Genomic DNA, 17,384 nt, shown 5'->3' with positions numbered 1-17,384 from the left:
GCGGGAACGCCCTCTTGCGGCAACGACTCGGATGTCAGCTGATAGCCCGACGCGATGTCGTTTTCTGATAGCTCGATATCAGCAATGTCCCTGCCCGGCATCTGACTCTCATCCAAAAGGTTTGCTTCGGACGACATCCCTGAATGGTCAAGCCCTACAAGTTCGAGCACGGTCGCGGCTAACTTCGAATTGTTCATCATGAATCACCCTTTTTGTTTCATAGCGTCGTGATCTCATAGCTGTCTTAAGTGCAACCATCAAAGGTGTATTGATCGCCTTGCCCACTGTTTTCACAGACGTATCCCGGATCCAGCAATTCCTACCCTTTGGACGGGTAGGCAACATCCAGAAACAGCGACCGTAGGCCTAGTGAAATACCGAGCTGCGCTTCGGGGCGCCGTGCTCCAACTCGTCGGGGACTCGACCTTTGCCGGGAGATTAGGAGCTTCTGATGATGAAGACTTGGCAGGTCAACTGTGACAGGGGCTGAGACCCCTGACACCAGGGACTCCGACGGCTGCTTCGGGGCGCCGTGCGCGTCAACCCAAGCGCCCCTCACTGGATCCTCAATGTGCGCCTCCTCAGGTGGCCCCTAACGTCCTACGTATTGGACGGCCGTAGAGTAACTGGCCTCTCAGACCTTCACGTCAGCAGCCTAAGTTTACTTTTCCCCCAGTGAGAAGCTTCGGGTAGTGGTGGTTTACCCAATCGATGCAGAAGGACTTGGGGCTATTCCAGTGTTTCGTCGAATCCGAGACGTGGCTCACGTCACCATCGGTAAGCGACGTTGTCATGGGAGCGATGGTGGTTGAGGCCCCAGATAGAAGTCCAATGTTTGTGTGAGTTTCGTGTCCGAGAATGGACACAGGAGGAAATTCGCGAATCGTGACACGCAGACACACCCCGAGCAGGTCATCGCTAAGGTCCGCCAGGGCCAGAAATTGCTCAATGACGGCCGCCCGATGGTCCAGGTCATCAAGGAGCTCCAGGTCACCGAGGCGACCTGGTACCGGTGGCTGAACCAGTACGGATCCGAGAAGAAACGCCGAGGCGTCCAAAAGGACCGAGGAGCCGGAGAAGGAAAACACCCGCCTCAAGCGCCTGCTGGCGGAGAAGGAACAGGCCATCGACATCCTCAACGAGGTCGCGCGGGGAAAATTCTGAGCCCCGAACCACGCCGCCGTGCCGTGCGCATGGGGGCGGAGAAGTTCGGGGCGTCCGGACGCTTCGCCTGCCAGGTTCTCGGCCAGAACCGGTCCGCTTCCCGCAAGAAGAAACCCGACATGGGCTTCGAGGAAGCGCGCCTGCGTGGGGCCCTGCGCGCCGTCGCGGTGAAGCACCCAACCCCCGTTTGACAGCTGTAGGAGCATCATGGTGGCGGCAAGACAAGCCTCATCGGACGTCTCCTTGAATCGCCCGCATTCAAAGAACCCGGGAACGAGATTGACCTTCTCAGTCAGTTCGATTCTTTACCCGGACTGGCCGATTGGGAGCGGAGCCTCGTCAGGTTCTACCACCGCATCTTCACGGCTTACCTCCACGTTGACCTGGAGCCCGGAAAGTGCGTCCTCGCCAGCCGCGGAGCGTTGGATAATGAAGCCTACATAACGGCCTACCAGCGTGGTGGGTGGATATCCCAGAACGAGCACAAACTCCGCCGATAGGTCGTGGACGCTATACCTACCCCCGCGCCGGCCATCCTGCTCGCTCCTGGAGCCGAGGTGGTTCAGGCGCGACTTCAGGGACGGACCACTCAGAACGTCCGAAAACACCGTGATCAGCTTTTCGGGAGGGAGGACCGACCCGAATTCATCGGCGTACTTCGGGACGCCTTCATGGAACTGGCCGGCAGACCAAACGTTCTTCTCCTCCACGACAACAGCGACGCCGATGTGCAGAAAGTCGTGGAACGGGTACGCACCGGATCTCCCTAGTGTCCGAGAAGAATCAAGGGGCAAGGTACCTCCGACACTGCCCTTTAGGGTCGGGAAGAAGGATTTTGGTATGAAACTCGAGGAGACGCTCGGAGGTGATTCGCGCTTTGTACCGCTATCCCGTCAAGTCCACCTCGGGGCAGACGCTCAGCTACGCTAACGTGACCGAAGGCGGGCTTGAGCATGATCGCAAGTGGGCCATCTATACCGAAGACGGAGGCATCGCCAGCGGAAAACGTACCCGGCGGTTTCGGCCCGTGCCTGGCTGATGCAATGGTCCTCAAGCATGGGAGAGGAACACGACGGCCCAATACTTGCGGACCCCAACGGTCGCCAGTACCGCACCGATGATCCTGTAGCCTCCAGAGCACTCTCAGCTGTCTTTGGTCGGCAACTCGAATTGCGACCCGAAACGACGATCCAACACCGCGATGAGACGCCCCTCCACATCGTGACAACCTCCTCGTTAGCTGCTCTTGCCCGGCTCTCAGGCCGAGCTGTGGACGAGCGCCGATTCCGGGCAAACTTCATCATCGACACAGGCACGGATCCGGTGTTCCGCGAGGATAACTGGGCTCGTACAGAACTTACCGTCGGAAGCGAGGTCCTAATTCGACTTGGCCAAGGCATGCCCCGCTGCTTGATGATCGACCAGGATTAGCGCGCAGTTACCGGGGAACCGAAGGCGCTCAAGCTTCTCGGCACCCACCACAACACAGAGTTCGGCCTGCGAGCGCACACCATCCGCGCGGGGATGATTCGCATCGGAGACAGAGTCACCTTTCGCCACCCCGAGGGGCCAACAAACTCAAGAAGCCGTCTGTAATCCGTGAAAAATCTGCGCAGGGGCCAAGACGGCGATTCATTGTGATCGTTCCCACCATCAGGTGGCTAGCCGGCGCCCTTTTGGGCAATAGTGTGCGCGAGGCGGTACGAGTCCGTGCCGGTCTCGATGATGGTGCCGTTGAAGGTTAACCGGTCGAGGATTGCCGCACACAGCCGTGGTTCTGTGAATGTTTTGGTCCACCCCGAGAAGGATTGGTTCGATGCGATCGCGATGGAGTTTTCTCTTCTCGTTCCGTGAGGACTTGAAAGAGCAGTACAGCGCAACAGGGGTTCAGTTCCATATATCCGCGTTCATCGGTGCTGAGCGGATCGACCCTGCCGTAGCGGGCACTGGTTAGCCCTGGTGATCGCCCGAGTCTGCCATCCCGTTTCGAAGCTGGCGACCACCCGCGGGTCGTCGAATACCACCCTGGACGGGGACCTCGGCGTCGCCGACGCCATCGCGGTCGAGGTCATCGCCGCGATGGACTGGCTCGCCGCCGGTCACCTGTCGGAAGAGGCGAATCCGGCCCGGCTCAGATTGTTCGATCTGTTCTCGACCTGGGTGACCAGGCATAGTGCCGCTGGCGGGCTGCGGCCACTCCCGCGACGGGAAGAAGGGGTCGAGCAGATCGAACACCGAATAATCACCGGCGGCCGGCCGGTCTCCGTTCGCGTTGTCCCCGGCCACACCGCCGACCCCAGAGTCTTCGAGGACCTGGCAGCGGACTTCAAGTGCCGGTACCGGCTCGGCGGGATGGTCAGGTCGGGGACCGTGAGATGGTCACCAACATCAGGATCAAACAGCTCAAAGAACTAGGCAGTCTGGGCTGAGTGACCGTGCTGCGCCCCGGCGATCAAGGCCTTGGACGCCGCCGACGGACCGCTGCAGATCGTGCTGTTCGACGACACGGACCTGGCCGAATTGTCCCACCCCGGCTGACTTGGTGAACGACCTCATCGTCTGCCGCAACCCCGCCCTGCCGCCAACCATACCCTTGCGCAGGAACAGTCCCCGCACGCGTGGCCAACCGGGCACCGCCACCGGCGGGGACGTGGCAAAATCACCTCCGCCGCCGGAGCCGGGCGAAGTCCTTCGAACTCCTAGGCTGGCCTCTCCCGATCACTATCGGAGGCAAGTAGCCAGACAAACAACCACCGGAAACAGTGAAATCCCCGCCAAAGCAGGGATTTCACGCGGCAAGAAAGACGTAACTTCAGGTTAACTTCCTGCCAGTACTCCCGGACTGCGGCCGGCGGCCCGGTGCCGCCGTCGGAATCGATCACGGCGACCACGAGACTCTTCCGGACCACCGACGCGCAGCAGTTCGGGCAGGGCGAGCGTTTCGCAAATGCATCCTTGCGCCCGTTCTTTACCTGAACTTGTCGATGCCCTACTCTTAGCCGGCGTGCAAGTCGGCTTCGAGCATTCACAGCGGTCACCACCGCCGCGGATACCCGCCACCGGACCGGTCGTTCGCGCGACAGCAATCTTCGCCCTCTCAACCGGTCCGAACTCAATGAGGATCAGTTTCCAGTACCCGTCCGTGCAGGGGTTTCACTGTCGCTCAGACTCACGGATGGGGCTACCGACCTTCCCCGCCATGCTGCAATCACGAATAGGGCGCCCCCTAACGCGAAGATCATCGATACACCCAGGGTGCTTGACGAGGCCGATGAGCCGACGAGTGCGATCGCGATCACCGGTCCGAGGCCTGCGGCCAGGGCACCGCTGGATTCCTTGCCGACGCCGATACCTGTGACGCGAGTATTCGTAGCGAACTGGCGCGCCATGAAGGGACTCGTAGCGACAGACAGCAGAGGGGCCAGGAAGCCCGTTCCCAGGATCAGGGCCACCCAGATCCAAATTGGTGTCTTGGTATCGAGCAGCCAGAAGAAGGGGACGGAGTAAGCAATCACCAACAGGCCGCCGACGGCGAGAACCCCTCGGATGGGAACTGCGTCGCATAGCCTTCCGCATATTGGTGTCCAAAAGATAGCGAAGAGGCTTGCCAGTGTGACCCCGAAGGTGCTGACAGATGGTCCGATGCCCTGGAACTCTGTCAAGTAGGAGAGCGCGAAGGTTTTCCATAGCGTGGCTACAAGGGCGTACCCCCCGTAGACGATAAACACGATGAGCACGCCCCTCCAGTCCGACCGGAAAAGATCAGCCAGCACACGGAACCACGTACGACGCGTCTGATCAGGCCGCAATTCCAAGAACTCCGGGCTCTCGGGAAGTTTTAGTCGAATGAGGTATCCCACGCCGGCCAATGCAAAGCTGAGAACGAACGGGATGCGCCAGCCCCACGAGTAGAAAAAGTCATTCCCGATCAATGCCAGTCCAGCGACCACCAACGAAGCAGCGAAGACCCCAAGATTGACACCGAGCGTCGGCAGGGATCCTAGTCTGCCCCGCTTGTTGGGTGCCGCGAACTCATAAGACACCGCAATAGCGGAACTGAACTCTGCGCCGGCGCCAACTCCCTGCACGATCCGAAGCAAGACAAGCAAGATCGGAGCGGCTATGCCGATCGTTGCGTAGGAAGGAATCAAACCCATGAGCCCGCTTGAAACACCCATCAGGATCAAGCTCCAGGAAAGAACCGTCTTTCTACCAAACTTGTCTCCAATGATCCCGAATATCAAACCGGCGAAGGGTCGTGCGAGGTATCCGACGCCGAACGTTGCCAGCGACGCGATCGTGCTGGCGACGGAATTTGAAGACGGAAAGAATGTAGGACCAATGACAAGTGCAGCCATCGCGGAGTAGAGAAAGAAGTCGAAGTACTCGAGCGCGGTGCCCATGACGATGGCCGCGCCGACGCGCTTCTGGGAAACCGGCCGCGCAGGTTGACTATCAGTAACGTCCATAAATTTGCCTTCCGTCGTTGGTAAGGTCGGTGGCCCTTCCGACGTTGGAAGAGCCACCGTTCCGCCTGATGGCACAGTGGGCCAAAACCAGAACAGGGTCCATGATGGTCATCACAATGAGTCCGTGTCAAGCACTCCTGAAGGGCCGTTGCTGTCCGGCTCGGTTCAGGTGTGTAGATAAATCGCGGGTCGAGCCGCTGGGGGCGTCGGCCAAAAAATTCCCAATCTGGGGCCTCATGGGCGCGAAGGCCCGCCCGGAACACTTTCGCGCTTCTGTTGACAAGACGACAAACTCCCGGGGATGATGTATGTACCGTCAGACGGCATTGCGTTTCACCAGATGGCACAACATTCCGACCCTTCCCCGGTGCAGCAACGAACTTCGAGCGCATTGGGCCGAGGGTGCCCGATAGCGATAAGCGCTAGCGCTTAGGGGGATAGGTTGCAACGTGAATGCGTCAGTGGGCGAGTCGGGTGCTGACCTGGCGTGAAGGCACAAGTCAGTCGACACAGAGGTCGGGCTGGATACACAGGGCGACACAGCAGACATTTGGAACGAGGCACAGGATGGTTTCGAAGGATATCCCGAGTGAGGAGGCAGGGCCTCTGTGGGTGGACTCTGAGCAAGGGATCCAGCTTATTGGGTGGATTTGCCACAAGTGCGGCCAGCGGGGCGTTCCCCGTCAGCGCTTCGGGTGCGAGCGGTGCGGAGCGCCTGGCGATGAGATCCGTGAGACGAGGTTCGAGGCCCGCGGGGTCTTGCGCAGCTTTGCCGAGGTTCATCGGCACGCCAAGTGGCCGGTTCCATTCGCTATGGGGGAGATCAGCCTTGCCGACGGTCCGACGATTCATGCGTTCCTGGATGACGAAGTTGAATGGCATCCCGGCGCGACGGTCGTCGGCCAAGGCGGCGACCGGTTGCGCGATTCCTATGTCGTCTTCACGTTGGGAGAACGCTGATGGTTCTGATTACTGATCTTCGTCCAGTGCATGTTGTCGGCATCGGTCTGCACCCGTACCAGTACCCGACCGAAACGTCGTACATCGAACTGGGCCTGCAGGCCGTTAGAGAAGCGCTCGTCGACGCTGGGATTACGTGGCCGGCCGTCGAAGCCGCGTTCGTCGGCACCGCCAGACTAGGCATGGCGGCTGGGGTTCCCATGCTCCGGTACCTCGGAATGACGGGGCTTCGAGTTTCTCAGGTCGAGAACGCCTCGGCTACAGGCTCCACGGCATTCCGGCAGGCCGTCGCAGAAGTGGCGAGTGGTTTGGCCGATGTGGCTATCGCCATCGGAGTCGACAAGCCCATCGGAAGGATCGCTGCTCCGGATACCGGGATCACTCCGATCTCCCCGGTTCAGGATGTCCCGTTTGCACGCTACGCGCTGCTCACTGAGCGTTACCTGGCAGAGGCGGGATACACCAAGGAACAGATCGGTCTCGTTGCTGTCAAGAACCATAACAATGGCGCTCTCAACCCATATGCACAGCGCAGAAAGAGGCGGACGCTCGAGGAGGTTGTCCGTCCTCCCTATGTTGCAGGATCGCTCAACAGTTTGCAGATCACCCCCATAGGTGAGGGGGCAGCGGCCGTGATCGTCATGTCCGATGAGGCGATGGACCGCTTCAAAGTCGATCAGCGCCGTTCGGTCCGCGTTGCAGCATCTTCGACAGTAAGCGATCAGGCGTTCGACGGCGCAAACGCCGACGTCGCGTTGACCCAGGCCGCGACCCAGGCGGCCTACGAGGAATGGGGCGGCGATCCGTCGGATCTGGATGTCGTCGAGGTGCACGATGCGTTCGCGATCGAAGAGTTGTTGTTCGTCGAGGCAATGGGACTGTGCCCTCCAGGGCAGGGGGCTGCCGAACTCGCCAAAGGGTCGTTCGACATCGGCGGCCGACACGCTGTCAGCCCCTCTGGCGGCCTGCTCGCCATGGGACATCCCCTCGGCCCGACGGGCCTGGGGCAGATAGCCGAGATCACGAGGCAACTTCGCGGAGAAGCAGGAGACAGGCAACAGCCGGACGCAAGGGTCGGGCTGGCGCACATGGTCGGGATCGGCCCCGTGTGCGTCGTGCATATCCTGCAACGATGAGCTTCGCCAACAAGCATTTGTAAGAAAGCGATTGTTTTTGCAACATAATCACCGAACAAGTACTCGTTCGGTGAACGAGGAAGGATTGTCGATGACCACGGAAACGAATGACACAACGGATGAGCTCCTGACAGAGCGACGAGGATCGGTGTTGTGGCTGACCCTCAACCGGCCGAAGGCACTGAATGCCATAACGGCTACCATGCTGGATGCTCTCGTCGCTGCTGTTGAAGAGGGCGATCGCGATCCAGAGGTGCGGGCGATGGTGCTCACCGGCAGCGGACGCGGATTTTGCGCTGGCGCCGACCTGAAGGACAGTGGCAAACGGACTCCCGAAGAGGGTGCGAGGTTCGTCAAGAAGATCGGTGAGCTCACCAGCTTCATCGAGGCGAGCGGCACCCCGGTGATCGCGGCAATCAACGGCATCGCCGTAGCTGGCGGTCTGGAACTCGTTCTCTCCTGCGACATCGTGGTGGCAGCGGAGTCGGCAGTTATTGGTGATTCCCACTCGAACTTCGCGATGTTCCCCGGTGCCGGAGTCACCGTTCGACTTCCCCGGAAAATCGGACTGAACAATGCCAAGTACTTGATGTTCACCGGGCAGACGCAGACGGCGCGTGAGTGGGTGGCGTACGGTCTGGTGAACGAGGTCGTCGCAGATGACGAACTCGTGGGCTCGGTTGAGCGCCTCGCCGACACGATTTCTTCGAAGAGTCCGCTGGTGCTCGCACGCATGAAGCAAGCGCTGAACGACTCACTCGACCACCCTGTGTCGACTGGTCTGCGCTACGAGCGTGCCCTGTCCGCTGCGCACAGCTATTCCTTCGACCGCGTCGAGGGACTGTCCGCCTTCCGGGAGAAGCGAGTTCCCCAGTTTGAGGGCAGGTAAGGACGGTGCCCAGGCCGCGGAATTCTCTCGTCGGGCACCGATTCACCGCCCGACCGGACGATATACAAACGCCACATCAGCCCATTCAATCCGAGGAGTAGCCGTTGTCCGCATCCAGAGTTGCAGCACAGATCGACGACCCTGACAGTGTCCTGGCCGCTATCGAGACGCGATTCGCGTGTCGGGCGTTCGACCGCAATCGTCCGATCGATCGCGAGGTCGTTGAGGACATTCTGCGCGTCGCCAGTAGGTCTGCATCTGGGACGAACACACAGCCGTGGAAGGTTTATGTATTGCAGGGGCAGCCGCGCGATGACCTTGTGGCCGAGGTGTTGGCAGCGGATGATGCTGTCAGCGACGATCCGAATCTCGTGGCTGCCTACCGTGATGACCCCGATTTCTACCCCAGCGAGTGGGTGTCGCCGTATATCGACCGAAAGCGACAGAATGGGTGGAGCCTGTACGGCCTGCTTGGGATTGCGCGGGGGGAAAAAGAGAAAATGCGCGTGCAGCGACAGCGCAACTACCACTTTTTCGACGCGCCAGTAGGACTAATGTTCACAATGGACCGAGTTATGGGGCGCGGCTCATTCCTTGACTACGGCATGTTCATGCAGAACATCATGCTTCTGGCGAGAGCACACGGATTGCACACATGCCCGCAGGCTGCATGGAATTACTATGGCAAGGTCATCCTTCCCTTCTTGGACGCCGGACCGGACGAAACCCTGGTCTGCGGCATGGCACTTGGTTACGCGGATCAGCAAATGATTGTCAACACTCTCCAGACTCCGAGAGAGCCATTGGAGGTCTTTACTCGGTGGGTTGAGTCGTCGGGGGAGCGGATCGTCACTGGTCATCAGTTCGGCGAGCGACCGTGACCGCCCTCGGGCGCGACAAATGCGTCGGCAACCACGTGAGCTCAGACCAGGAGACGGTAGTGCAACGAATGGGGCACACGTGCCCGGCACTTCCCGCAGCGACCAGAAAGAAGGAATGAATGATGGACGATGAAACGCGCGAGATGCTTCATCAAGCTCTGGCGGAGATCTTCGCCGATGAACCGTCTGATTTATGGGGCTCTCTGCAAACTACCGGTGTGGATAAGGCTTTGGTGCCCGAGACTAAGGGTGGCATCGGTGTGAACTGGGCGATTGCTTGCGAACTCTTGGAGATCGCAGGCAATAATGCCGCTGCTGTGCCGCTCGCTGAGACGATGATCGGCCATTGGCTGATTGATCTGGCAGGCGCACAAGAGACGGATCAGCCTACGATCGCCTTTGCTTCGGCGGATGCACCGGTCCACCTGAGTCGCTCAGGAGATGTCTGGCGCGTAGAGGGAACTCTCAGACGTGTCCCGTGGGGTAGTACGTCTACGCATGTCGTGTTCATGAGCGACAGCCCTTCGCCTCAGCTTGTCGTAGTGGACCGCCTGGCTCCGGGTGTCTCCGTTACATCTGGTCGCAATCTGGCGGGGGATCCGCGCGACGATATCCGGCTCGAAGGCGTCATACCTGCCGAGGTGGTGCCTGCGCCTTTCGAGCCCAGATCGCTTCTGGTGATCGCTGCTATCGCCCGCAGTGCACTGATGGCGGGTGCTCTTGAACGGACCCTGACTTTGTCTGTGGAATACGCAAACATGCGAGTGCAGTTTGGCCGGCCGATTGGCAAGTTCCAAGCCATTCAACAGAACGTTTCTGTTCTCGCAACGCAGGCAGCAGCCGCGCGGGCAGCCACGGAAGCCGGTAGTGAGGCCATCGATGAATGGCTTGTCAGTGACGACGAGTCGCTCTTCCACAGCGTGGCGGCGCTTAGCGCGAAGATCCGTACCGGGGAAGCTGCCGGAGCGGGCGCCGCGATCGCGCACCAGGTGTTCGGGGCAATCGGTTTCACCGAAGAACTCAATTTGCAACTGTTCACCAAACAACTCTGGTCCTGGCGCGACGAGTTCGGCAATGAAGCCTTTTGGGCTGACGAACTAGGACGACAGATCCTCGGCGAAGAACTCGAGACCACCTTGTGGCGCACCCTGGCGCCTCTGGGTGCTGGCATCACTGTAGGAGAGTCGAAATGAACGCTCTGACCTTCCCATCACCTCGGCTGTCTGAAACGGGCGAACGGCTACGAGCGGAGGTGCGAGAATTTCTTGACGGTTTCGAGTGGCCCGTCGATCGTGACGCGGCCACTGCCTTCGGTGGCTACGATCCTCAATTCAGCGAGGCGCTCGGCGCACGTGGGTGGATCGGCATGGGCTTTCCCATGGAGTATGGCGGAGGTGGGTACGGCCTCGTCGAGCGCTATGTCGTACTCGAGGAATTGCTCGCGGCACGCGCGCCGATTACCGCGCATTCGGTAGCAGACAGGCAAAGCGGTTTTCTGCTGTTGCGGTATGGCAGCGAGCGCCAGCGCCAGGAAATCCTTCCCCTCATAGCCGCAGGCAAGGCGTACTTCTGTATCGGGATGAGTGAGCCAGATTCCGGATCGGACCTTGCGTCGGTTCGAACCCGTGCCAACCGGGTCGACGGAGGTTGGCTTGTGAATGGAACGAAAATCTGGACGACGAATGCCCACCGCAGCCACTACATGATCTTGTTCTGCCGCACCGCGCCGGCGGGCGAGACGCGGCACGAGGGCCTGAGCCAGTTCTTGGTCGATATGAATACGCCCGGTATCGTGTGTCGGCCAATCACCGACATCGCCGGGGGCAAACACTTCAACGAGGTGCACTTTCAGGATGTTTTCCTTCCCGACGACGCGATCATCGGGACCGAGGGAGATGGCTGGAATCAAGTCACCAGTGAGTTGGCTTTCGAACGAAGCGGTCCGGAGCGATTCCTTTCGCATCTTCGCGCGTTGGAGGAGTTCGTCAGGATCTTGAAGCAGTATCCCTCAGCTGAAGGTACGAGAGTAATCGGGCGAATGGTGTCCCATCTCGTTACGCTGCGTCGGATGTCGAGGTCGGTGGCGTCGATGATCGCCGACGGGAAAGATCCTGCGCTCCATGCGGCGCTGGTGAAAGATTTGGGCACCTGCTTCGAACAAGAGATTCCCGACGTCCTTCGGTTAGCCTTGCAGACAGAGCCTGACCCGGGCGCCGCGGACGCTTACCAGGCAATGTTGGCACATGTGATACTCAACTCTCCTTCGGCCACGATCCGCGGCGGTACGAAAGAAGTGCTGCGAAGCATTGTCGCGAGGGGTCTGGGATTGCGATGAGCATTGTGGTGAATGGGGCGGTTCGGGCGAGGACGCTGATGACCAAGCGCGCAAAAGGTCGGCAGTCGACGCGTATGAACCTTGGTCGCGCTGAGGTGGGTTCGAGTGAGCGCGAACGACGCGCCGACGGCGGCTGGTCAACTGGACTGTCCGACCGACGGGCCGGTACTGCTGCACTACCTGTGTGGGGAGGGTCCCGGCGAACACGGCCGAGCCGAGCTTCACTACGGCAGCTTTCACATACACGGATGACTGACGTGAACAGAATCGACGTCGTGACTGTTTACGCCGGTGCGACCACCTCACCTCTCCAATGAGCCGCATCGTCTTCGCTCCTGACAGCTTCAAGGGCACTCTGGATGCGCCCGCGGTCGCGCAGGCGCTCGCAAGGGGCTGGCGGCTGCACGATCCGTTTGCGGAGATCGTGCTGCGGCCGATGGCCGACGGCGGAGAGGGCACGGTTGCCTGCTTCGCTCTGGCGGAGCCAGCCGCCCGGCGGATGCCCGTCGAGGTGCGTGGGCCGGACGGCCTGCCGCGCACGGCGGAGTGGTTGCTGCTGCCCGCGACCGACCGCGATCCCGGAGGGGTGGGCGTGGTCGAGCTCGCGAACACCTCGGGGATCGAACTTTTAGGCAGACAGCGGTTGCCCGAAGACGCCGACACCACCGGATTCGGCCAGGCCATCGCGGCCGCCCTCGACCACGGCGTCTCGCGGCTGGTGCTCGGTATCGGGTCGAGTGCCTCGACCGACGGGGGTCTTGGGATGCTGCGGGCGTTGGGCGCGACGTTCACGGATGCCACCGGCTCGCCGGTGACTTCGGGCGCGCGCGGGCTGGCAGCGGTCGCCGCGGCCGACCTCACGGTCTTGCGGCCGTTGCCCGCCGACGGAGCTTCGGTGATCACCGACGTGACCAATCCACTGCTCGGGCCTACGGGTGCTGCCGCCGTGTTCGGACCGCAGAAGGGGATGGATGCCGACGGCGTACAGCGTGCCGACGAGGGGCTGCGACACTTCTCGGACCTGCTCGGCGGCGATCCCGGCGAACCCGGTTCCGGTGCCGCCGGCGGCACCGGCTATGCGCTGCGCCTGTGGGGTGCGCGGCTCGCACCCGGTGCCAAGGCGATCGCGGGGCTCATCCGGCTGCGACAAGCGGTCGCCGACGCCGACCTGGTGGTAACGGGAGAAGGTCAGTTCGACTCGCAGTCCTTGGCGGGGAAAGTGCCCAGTGCGGTCGCCGCGATCGCTCGTTCGGCCGGGGTGGCGGCGGCCGTCGTGGCGGGACAGATCGCGCTGGATGCTGACTCCTCGGACTTTGCACACGCGATCTCGCTGACCGACATAGCCGGCGGGCTGGAACAGTCGATGGCCGAACCCGCGCACTGGTTGTGCCGCGCCGGAGCACTGCTCTCCGAAGCGGCGTCCCTGCCGACCTGACAGGACCGCTCCGGCACAGCGCGGATCAGAATACCCAGTTGAACATCGCGGGCAGTGAGGACCCCACCTCCGCTGCCACCACATACCCTGACCCGAGGCGTCAGCAACGACGATCCGCAAAAGGCTCGCGATTGGGTGGTCCTCAGCGGTGCAGATCACCGACGAGGCGCTCATTGGTGCCGGCCTGGGTGTGACTGCCGAGGTGCTGGCACTAGCAATCAAACGCATGGGTTTCGTCCGGTCTCTGCCGGCAAATTATCGACGGACGGCACAGAGGGCGTTCCGCCGTCGATGATCGCCAGGTTCCTCGGCATGCCACAGCTCATGTCGGTGTCGAGCATTGAGATCACTGATGCTGCGGTATCTCGAACACCGGTGTGAGCGTCTCATAGGGATCTCGCGGGCGCTGCACGGAGTGAATCAGCCAGTATCCATCGCTCATGACACCCTTTGGGGGGCACCGATCGCGTCTTGCTCGATCTCGCGCCAGCGCTCCGGTTCGCCCTTGAGGCGCCGATGCGTGCCCAGCTCGAGTACTTCTCTGCCCGCTGCCCCCGGGTTTGTCGAATAGCCGCGTACGTGAGGGCCAAGGATCTTCATGGGGGAGTGATTTGCGGCCTCGATCTGCGACGGGATCACACGCGCTGAAGGCCGCCGGTATCGACGGCCACACCAGACAAGCAGGGAACGCTCATCAGCCTTCTCCCAGGCCGTGGGCAATGGCGCGTGCGGCCCCGACCACCAGTGCCCCGTATTTCTCTTCTAGTTCGGCCGAGACCCGATGAACCGGCGTAGAAATGCCAATTCCTGCGACACCCACTCCGGCGACCACGATAGGCGCTGCAACGGCATGGACGCCTTCTCGCCACTGCTGTTCGTTCACTGCGTAACCCGTCTTGCGAGCTTGGTCGATGACAGCCAGAAGCGCGTTTGCGTCAGTGATCGTGTGCGAATTATAGGCAGTCAATCCACGAGCGACAAGTTCATGAATCTGGTCATCTGACCATGTTGAGATCAGAGCACGGCCATTGGCAGAGACCAGAATTGGTAGCAACATGCCGAGGCCGATGTGGGCTCGCACTCCTTGAGGGCTCTCGAGGGACTCCAGGACAAAAACCGAATCTCCTTTCACGGTTGCAAGGTGGACGGTCTCTCGAGTCTCCTCCCAGAGCTGCTGCATGACTGGAAGCGCGACCGCGCGGAGATCGTTACCCGCGTGATGGCGTTGGCCCAACTGGAACATCTTGGGAGTCAAAGTCCAGCGAACCGCTTGATCGCGGACTTCGGACGCCCAACCACCCTCCTGCAGAGTGCGGAGCATCCGTTGCACGGACGACTTCGGGAGATCTAGATCTCTGGCCATTTCTGAGACGCCCGCCGCCACCCCGGGCTCAGCGAGTCGCTCCAAGACCCGAAGCGCCGTCAATACGCTTCTTACACCTGCGCCGTCCATTCCGATCCCCTCGCTGCCACGAAGGGCTATGCGCCCTCGGACTGTTTACTGTTGTCAACTGCAAGAAACGTGATTCCCTTGGGTCAGCCGACCCCTTCTCCCAATTTAGCTTGTGTCTCAGGAGCGCGCCCACGTGGAGTTTAACAGGTTGCGGGCGTTAATCGTTTTGTTGACTTTAAGTTGTCGAAGGATCAATGGATCTGTCGGCTGGTAGTGAGCCGTGAGGCGCTGAGAGCAGTTGCGTCTAGGGAAGGATCCGGATGATCCTCCGGAGCCCCACGGCAGCTAGGTGCTGATCTGTGGATTGGATGTCAGAAGGAGAAGCGGCTTGTTTGAGGAAGTGAGCGGTCCAGCCGGTGATGCGGCATGCCACAACGAGGGGTGTGAACGCTGAGGAGTCGGAGGCCATGACGGCGGAGGGGGCGGCCGGATAGTGGAGGTTTGGCTTGATGGCTCGGGCTTCAGCCATGGCTTGCTCCAGTCCATTTGTACTTGTCCTCGGCCGTGGGATGTTCGGTGATGTCCATCAACCACAGCTCGTTAGGAGCAGCTGCGGTGAAGTCCCGTTCCACCAGGTCATAGTGGACCGGCGGCTAGGGTCCAGGGTTCAGGCCGCGTTTCTTGGAGAACACCGACCAGATGCCATGGTCCCGGCATAAGCGTTGGACCCCGTTCTGCCCGCGGCGATGCCCTGCTGAAGGAGTTCGTCGGCGACAAACCGAACCCGAATGCCGGGTCGTCGGTGCGACTCGGCATCGTGGTGACTCTTATGGCTCGACGCTCCGTTCGGAAACTTTCCAATGTTCAAAGAGGAGCGTCCAAGACGATCATGAGACATGACTCACACCTCAGTGATAGCGCCTCCTTCACGACGAAGGTTAGCTGAATTCTTTGCTTTCGCGCAGATCGTCAAGTCCCCGCGGGGGTGGACGTCGGAAAGATCCACTTTGCACACCGGAGTGCCGAGAGTCGTGAACGTTACACAGCGCAAGCCCTGAACTAAATGATGACCGTCAAGAGATGGTTTGGACCGAATGGTTGAGCGTGAATGCGCGCGACCACGGATGACAGCAGAGAAGGTATCATGCAAGTCCTAAAGCAAGATCGGACGATAGGAAAGCGCCGCGGTAGACGGCTCGCAGCGGGCTTGATCGCCGTGACACTTGGAGTGGCGGCCCTCACCGCGTGCAGCAGCGGCGGCTCCTCGTCAGGGTCGGCGTCCGACACACTTACCGTCGCACTCCCTATCGATTCGCCCACGAGCTTTGAGCTCACCCAGCAATGTTCGAGCCCGATGTTCCAGCTGGCGTACGAACCGCTAATTCGAATCACGAAGGACGGCGACTACGAGCCCGGCATTGCTGCGTCATGGCAGTACTCGAGCGACAACACGGTCTTCACGATGAAGATCCGCAGCGGGGTCAAGTTCGCCGACGGAACAGACGTCACGCGTGATTCGGTGCTCAACACGCTGAACTACTACGAATCTGTGCCCGGGATCAATGACGGCTACATCAAGCCGTGGAAAATCGCCGCGGTCGATACGGACTCCATCGCGATTACGTCGCCCGCGCCGTTCACAGGTATGGAGTCGATCCTGTCGGACAGCGGCAACTGCAACAACGGCATGATCATCAGCGCTGCTGGGCTCGCCAACCCCGACAAGCTGAAGACCGCGACGTTCGGCGCGGGACCCTACGTCTACGACGCAGCGCAAAGCCAGAACGGCGACCACTACACGTACACGCCGAACCCGCTTTACTATGACAAATCGCGCCAGAACTACAAAAAAATCATTCTGCGTGTGATGACAGACCAGAACACGGCGATGAACGCGCTGGCCTCCGGACAGATCCAAGTAAATATGACCGGTGGCGCCCAGCTGGCCGATCAGGCAAAGTCGAAGGGTTTCGACAGCACCGTAGGGCGAGTGCAAGCAACCACCATTATGCTCTGGGACAGGGCAGGCGAGCTCACCCCCGCACTCGGCGATGTGCGGGTGCGGCGGGCCATGGCACTGGCCTTGGATCGCGACTCGATCGCCAAGGCAGTCGGAACCGCGGTCACAACCCAGGACCAGTTCACCGGCGCCGGGTTCCCCGGCCACGACGATAACCTGCCCTCGAAGTACACCTACGACGTGGACCAGGCTAAGAAGCTGTTGGCCGACGCCGGTCATCCCGACGGTTTCTCGATGACTCTCGAAGTGAACAGCGACGACCCCGACGCGACCGTCGCAGTGAACGCCGCAGTGGCGCAACTCGGCAAGATCGGCATCAAGCTCGACCTGAAGTCGCTCCCGAACTCGTCCTTCTTCACGGACTTCGCGGCTAAGAAGTACTCCGCCGGCGCTGTTTCGTACGGGATGTACAACACGCTCCCGAACGATGCGTACCGGCTGTACAAGCTGCCTTACGCTGCCGTATGGAGTCCATTCGCTTCGACCGATCCGGATATCGATAAGGCCTACGACGCGCTGAACGCCTCCACAAAAGATACCTTCGAGGCGAACGCGAAACAGTTCAACGACACGATGACGGCCAAGGCCTGGTACATCCCGATCGTGGCGGTTCCCCAATTCATCTACTCCAAGGGCATCGACGTCGGAAAGCGCGATCCCATGGGTCAATTCGCCATCTCGGCCTGGGCTGCGAAGAAGTAG

16 protein-coding genes and 4 pseudogenes are annotated in these 17,384 nt (G+C 60.7%); 12 read left to right on the top strand and 8 right to left on the bottom strand.

Annotation, left to right across the window (positions count from 1 at the left end; genetic code table 11):
• Positions 1-200 (bottom strand): hypothetical protein (locus J7I86_RS15225; protein ID WP_214821144.1); only part of this gene is annotated, 200 nt, incomplete at its 3' end.
• A gap of 648 nt (positions 201-848) precedes the next feature.
• On the opposite strand from J7I86_RS15225, the pseudogene J7I86_RS15220 reads away from it, so the two are divergent.
• A pseudogene (locus J7I86_RS15220) lies at positions 849-1,343 on the top strand (transposase); the annotation flags it as partial.
• 126 nt (positions 1,344-1,469) lie between these two features.
• On the opposite strand, the gene J7I86_RS15215 reads toward J7I86_RS15220, so the two are convergent.
• Positions 1,470-1,958, bottom strand: coding sequence for a hypothetical protein (locus tag J7I86_RS15215; RefSeq protein ID WP_214821143.1), 489 nt, complete (start codon positions 1,956-1,958; stop codon positions 1,470-1,472).
• A 71-nt stretch (positions 1,959-2,029) separates the two neighbouring features.
• Between J7I86_RS15215 and J7I86_RS23330 the strand changes: the two genes are divergently transcribed.
• On the top strand, positions 2,030-2,203 hold the full coding sequence (locus J7I86_RS23330) for an MOSC N-terminal beta barrel domain-containing protein (RefSeq protein WP_214821141.1): 174 nt from the start codon (positions 2,030-2,032) through the stop codon (positions 2,201-2,203).
• Positions 2,204-2,220: 17 nt separating this feature from the next.
• Positions 2,221-2,595, top strand: a complete 375-nt coding sequence (locus tag J7I86_RS15205) for an MOSC domain-containing protein (protein WP_214821139.1) — start codon at positions 2,221-2,223, stop codon at positions 2,593-2,595.
• Positions 2,596-2,825: 230 nt separating this feature from the next.
• Here J7I86_RS15205 and J7I86_RS15200 read toward each other — a convergent pair.
• Positions 2,826-3,115 (bottom strand): annotated as a pseudogene (locus J7I86_RS15200) (ATP-binding protein); the annotation flags it as partial.
• Positions 3,116-3,123: 8 nt separating this feature from the next.
• Here J7I86_RS15200 and J7I86_RS15195 point away from each other — a divergent pair.
• Complete coding sequence (locus J7I86_RS15195; protein ID WP_214821137.1) at positions 3,124-3,579, top strand: hypothetical protein; 456 nt, start codon at positions 3,124-3,126, stop codon at positions 3,577-3,579.
• 707 nt (positions 3,580-4,286) lie between these two features.
• Here the strand turns inward: J7I86_RS15195 and J7I86_RS15190 are convergent.
• Positions 4,287-5,633: an MFS transporter gene (locus J7I86_RS15190; protein ID WP_214821135.1), complete on the bottom strand. Its 1,347-nt coding sequence runs from the start codon at positions 5,631-5,633 to the stop codon at positions 4,287-4,289.
• Positions 5,634-6,392: 759 nt separating this feature from the next.
• On the opposite strand from J7I86_RS15190, the gene J7I86_RS15185 reads away from it, so the two are divergent.
• The 7 genes from J7I86_RS15185 (at position 6,393) to J7I86_RS15155 (ending at position 13,269) form a co-directional block, all read left to right on the top strand.
• On the top strand, positions 6,393-6,593 hold the full coding sequence (locus J7I86_RS15185; RefSeq protein ID WP_214821133.1) for a hypothetical protein: 201 nt from the start codon (positions 6,393-6,395) through the stop codon (positions 6,591-6,593).
• Positions 6,593-7,729, top strand: coding sequence for a thiolase family protein (locus J7I86_RS15180; RefSeq protein ID WP_214821131.1), 1,137 nt, complete (start codon positions 6,593-6,595; stop codon positions 7,727-7,729). The genes J7I86_RS15185 and J7I86_RS15180 overlap by 1 nt, the downstream gene beginning before the upstream one ends.
• Positions 7,730-7,820: 91 nt before the next feature.
• A complete protein-coding gene (locus J7I86_RS15175; RefSeq protein WP_214821129.1) occupies positions 7,821-8,618 on the top strand; it encodes an enoyl-CoA hydratase/isomerase family protein in 798 nt (265 codons plus the stop codon).
• 104 nt (positions 8,619-8,722) lie between these two features.
• Positions 8,723-9,499, top strand: coding sequence for a nitroreductase (locus J7I86_RS15170; protein WP_214821126.1), 777 nt, complete (start codon positions 8,723-8,725; stop codon positions 9,497-9,499).
• Positions 9,500-9,618: 119 nt separating this feature from the next.
• Positions 9,619-10,692: an acyl-CoA dehydrogenase family protein gene (locus tag J7I86_RS15165; protein ID WP_214821124.1), complete on the top strand. Its 1,074-nt coding sequence runs from the start codon at positions 9,619-9,621 to the stop codon at positions 10,690-10,692.
• Entirely contained in the window at positions 10,689-11,834 is a 1,146-nt protein-coding gene (locus tag J7I86_RS15160; protein ID WP_214821122.1) for an acyl-CoA dehydrogenase family protein, read from the top strand. The genes J7I86_RS15165 and J7I86_RS15160 overlap by 4 nt, the downstream gene beginning before the upstream one ends.
• Before the next feature lie 313 nt (positions 11,835-12,147).
• A complete protein-coding gene (locus J7I86_RS15155) occupies positions 12,148-13,269 on the top strand; it encodes a glycerate kinase (protein WP_214821120.1) in 1,122 nt (373 codons plus the stop codon).
• 694 nt (positions 13,270-13,963) lie between these two features.
• On the opposite strand, the gene J7I86_RS22915 is transcribed toward J7I86_RS15155, so the two are convergent.
• The 4 genes and pseudogenes from J7I86_RS22915 to J7I86_RS15140 form a co-directional block, all read right to left on the bottom strand.
• Positions 13,964-14,449, bottom strand: a complete 486-nt coding sequence (locus J7I86_RS22915) for an IclR family transcriptional regulator (protein WP_286179842.1) — start codon at positions 14,447-14,449, stop codon at positions 13,964-13,966.
• Between the two features lie 117 nt (positions 14,450-14,566).
• Positions 14,567-14,722, bottom strand: a pseudogene (locus J7I86_RS23325) (helix-turn-helix domain-containing protein); the annotation flags it as partial.
• Between the two features lie 244 nt (positions 14,723-14,966).
• On the bottom strand, positions 14,967-15,191 hold the full coding sequence (locus J7I86_RS15145; RefSeq protein WP_214821116.1) for a citrate/2-methylcitrate synthase: 225 nt from the start codon (positions 15,189-15,191) through the stop codon (positions 14,967-14,969).
• Positions 15,192-15,213: 22 nt separating this feature from the next.
• Positions 15,214-15,466: pseudogene (locus tag J7I86_RS15140) on the bottom strand (IS3 family transposase); the annotation flags it as partial.
• A gap of 412 nt (positions 15,467-15,878) precedes the next feature.
• Here J7I86_RS15140 and J7I86_RS15135 point away from each other — a divergent pair.
• Positions 15,879-17,384, top strand: a complete 1,506-nt coding sequence (locus J7I86_RS15135) for an ABC transporter substrate-binding protein (RefSeq protein ID WP_214821114.1) — start codon at positions 15,879-15,881, stop codon at positions 17,382-17,384.

The organism is Arthrobacter sp. ISL-95 (genome assembly GCF_018613695.1).
Classification (GTDB): Bacteria; Actinomycetota; Actinomycetes; order Actinomycetales; family Micrococcaceae; genus Arthrobacter.
Note: the sequence above shows the minus strand (reverse complement) of the source record. Positions and strands in the feature narration are given on the sequence as shown.

Coding starts and splice junctions, on each gene's coding strand:
- J7I86_RS15205 (WP_214821139.1), top strand. CDS start 2,221: ATGGGAGAGGAACACGACGGCCCAATACTTGCGGACCCCAACGGTCGC.
- J7I86_RS15190 (WP_214821135.1), bottom strand. CDS start 5,633: ATGGACGTTACTGATAGTCAACCTGCGCGGCCGGTTTCCCAGAAGCGC.
- J7I86_RS15180 (WP_214821131.1), top strand. CDS start 6,593: ATGGTTCTGATTACTGATCTTCGTCCAGTGCATGTTGTCGGCATCGGT.
- J7I86_RS15175 (WP_214821129.1), top strand. CDS start 7,821: ATGACCACGGAAACGAATGACACAACGGATGAGCTCCTGACAGAGCGA.
- J7I86_RS15165 (WP_214821124.1), top strand. CDS start 9,619: ATGATGGACGATGAAACGCGCGAGATGCTTCATCAAGCTCTGGCGGAG.
- J7I86_RS15160 (WP_214821122.1), top strand. CDS start 10,689: ATGAACGCTCTGACCTTCCCATCACCTCGGCTGTCTGAAACGGGCGAA.
- J7I86_RS15155 (WP_214821120.1), top strand. CDS start 12,148: ATGAGCCGCATCGTCTTCGCTCCTGACAGCTTCAAGGGCACTCTGGAT.
- J7I86_RS22915 (WP_286179842.1), bottom strand. CDS start 14,449: ATGCAGCAGCTCTGGGAGGAGACTCGAGAGACCGTCCACCTTGCAACC.
- J7I86_RS15145 (WP_214821116.1), bottom strand. CDS start 15,191: ATGGCTGAAGCCCGAGCCATCAAGCCAAACCTCCACTATCCGGCCGCC.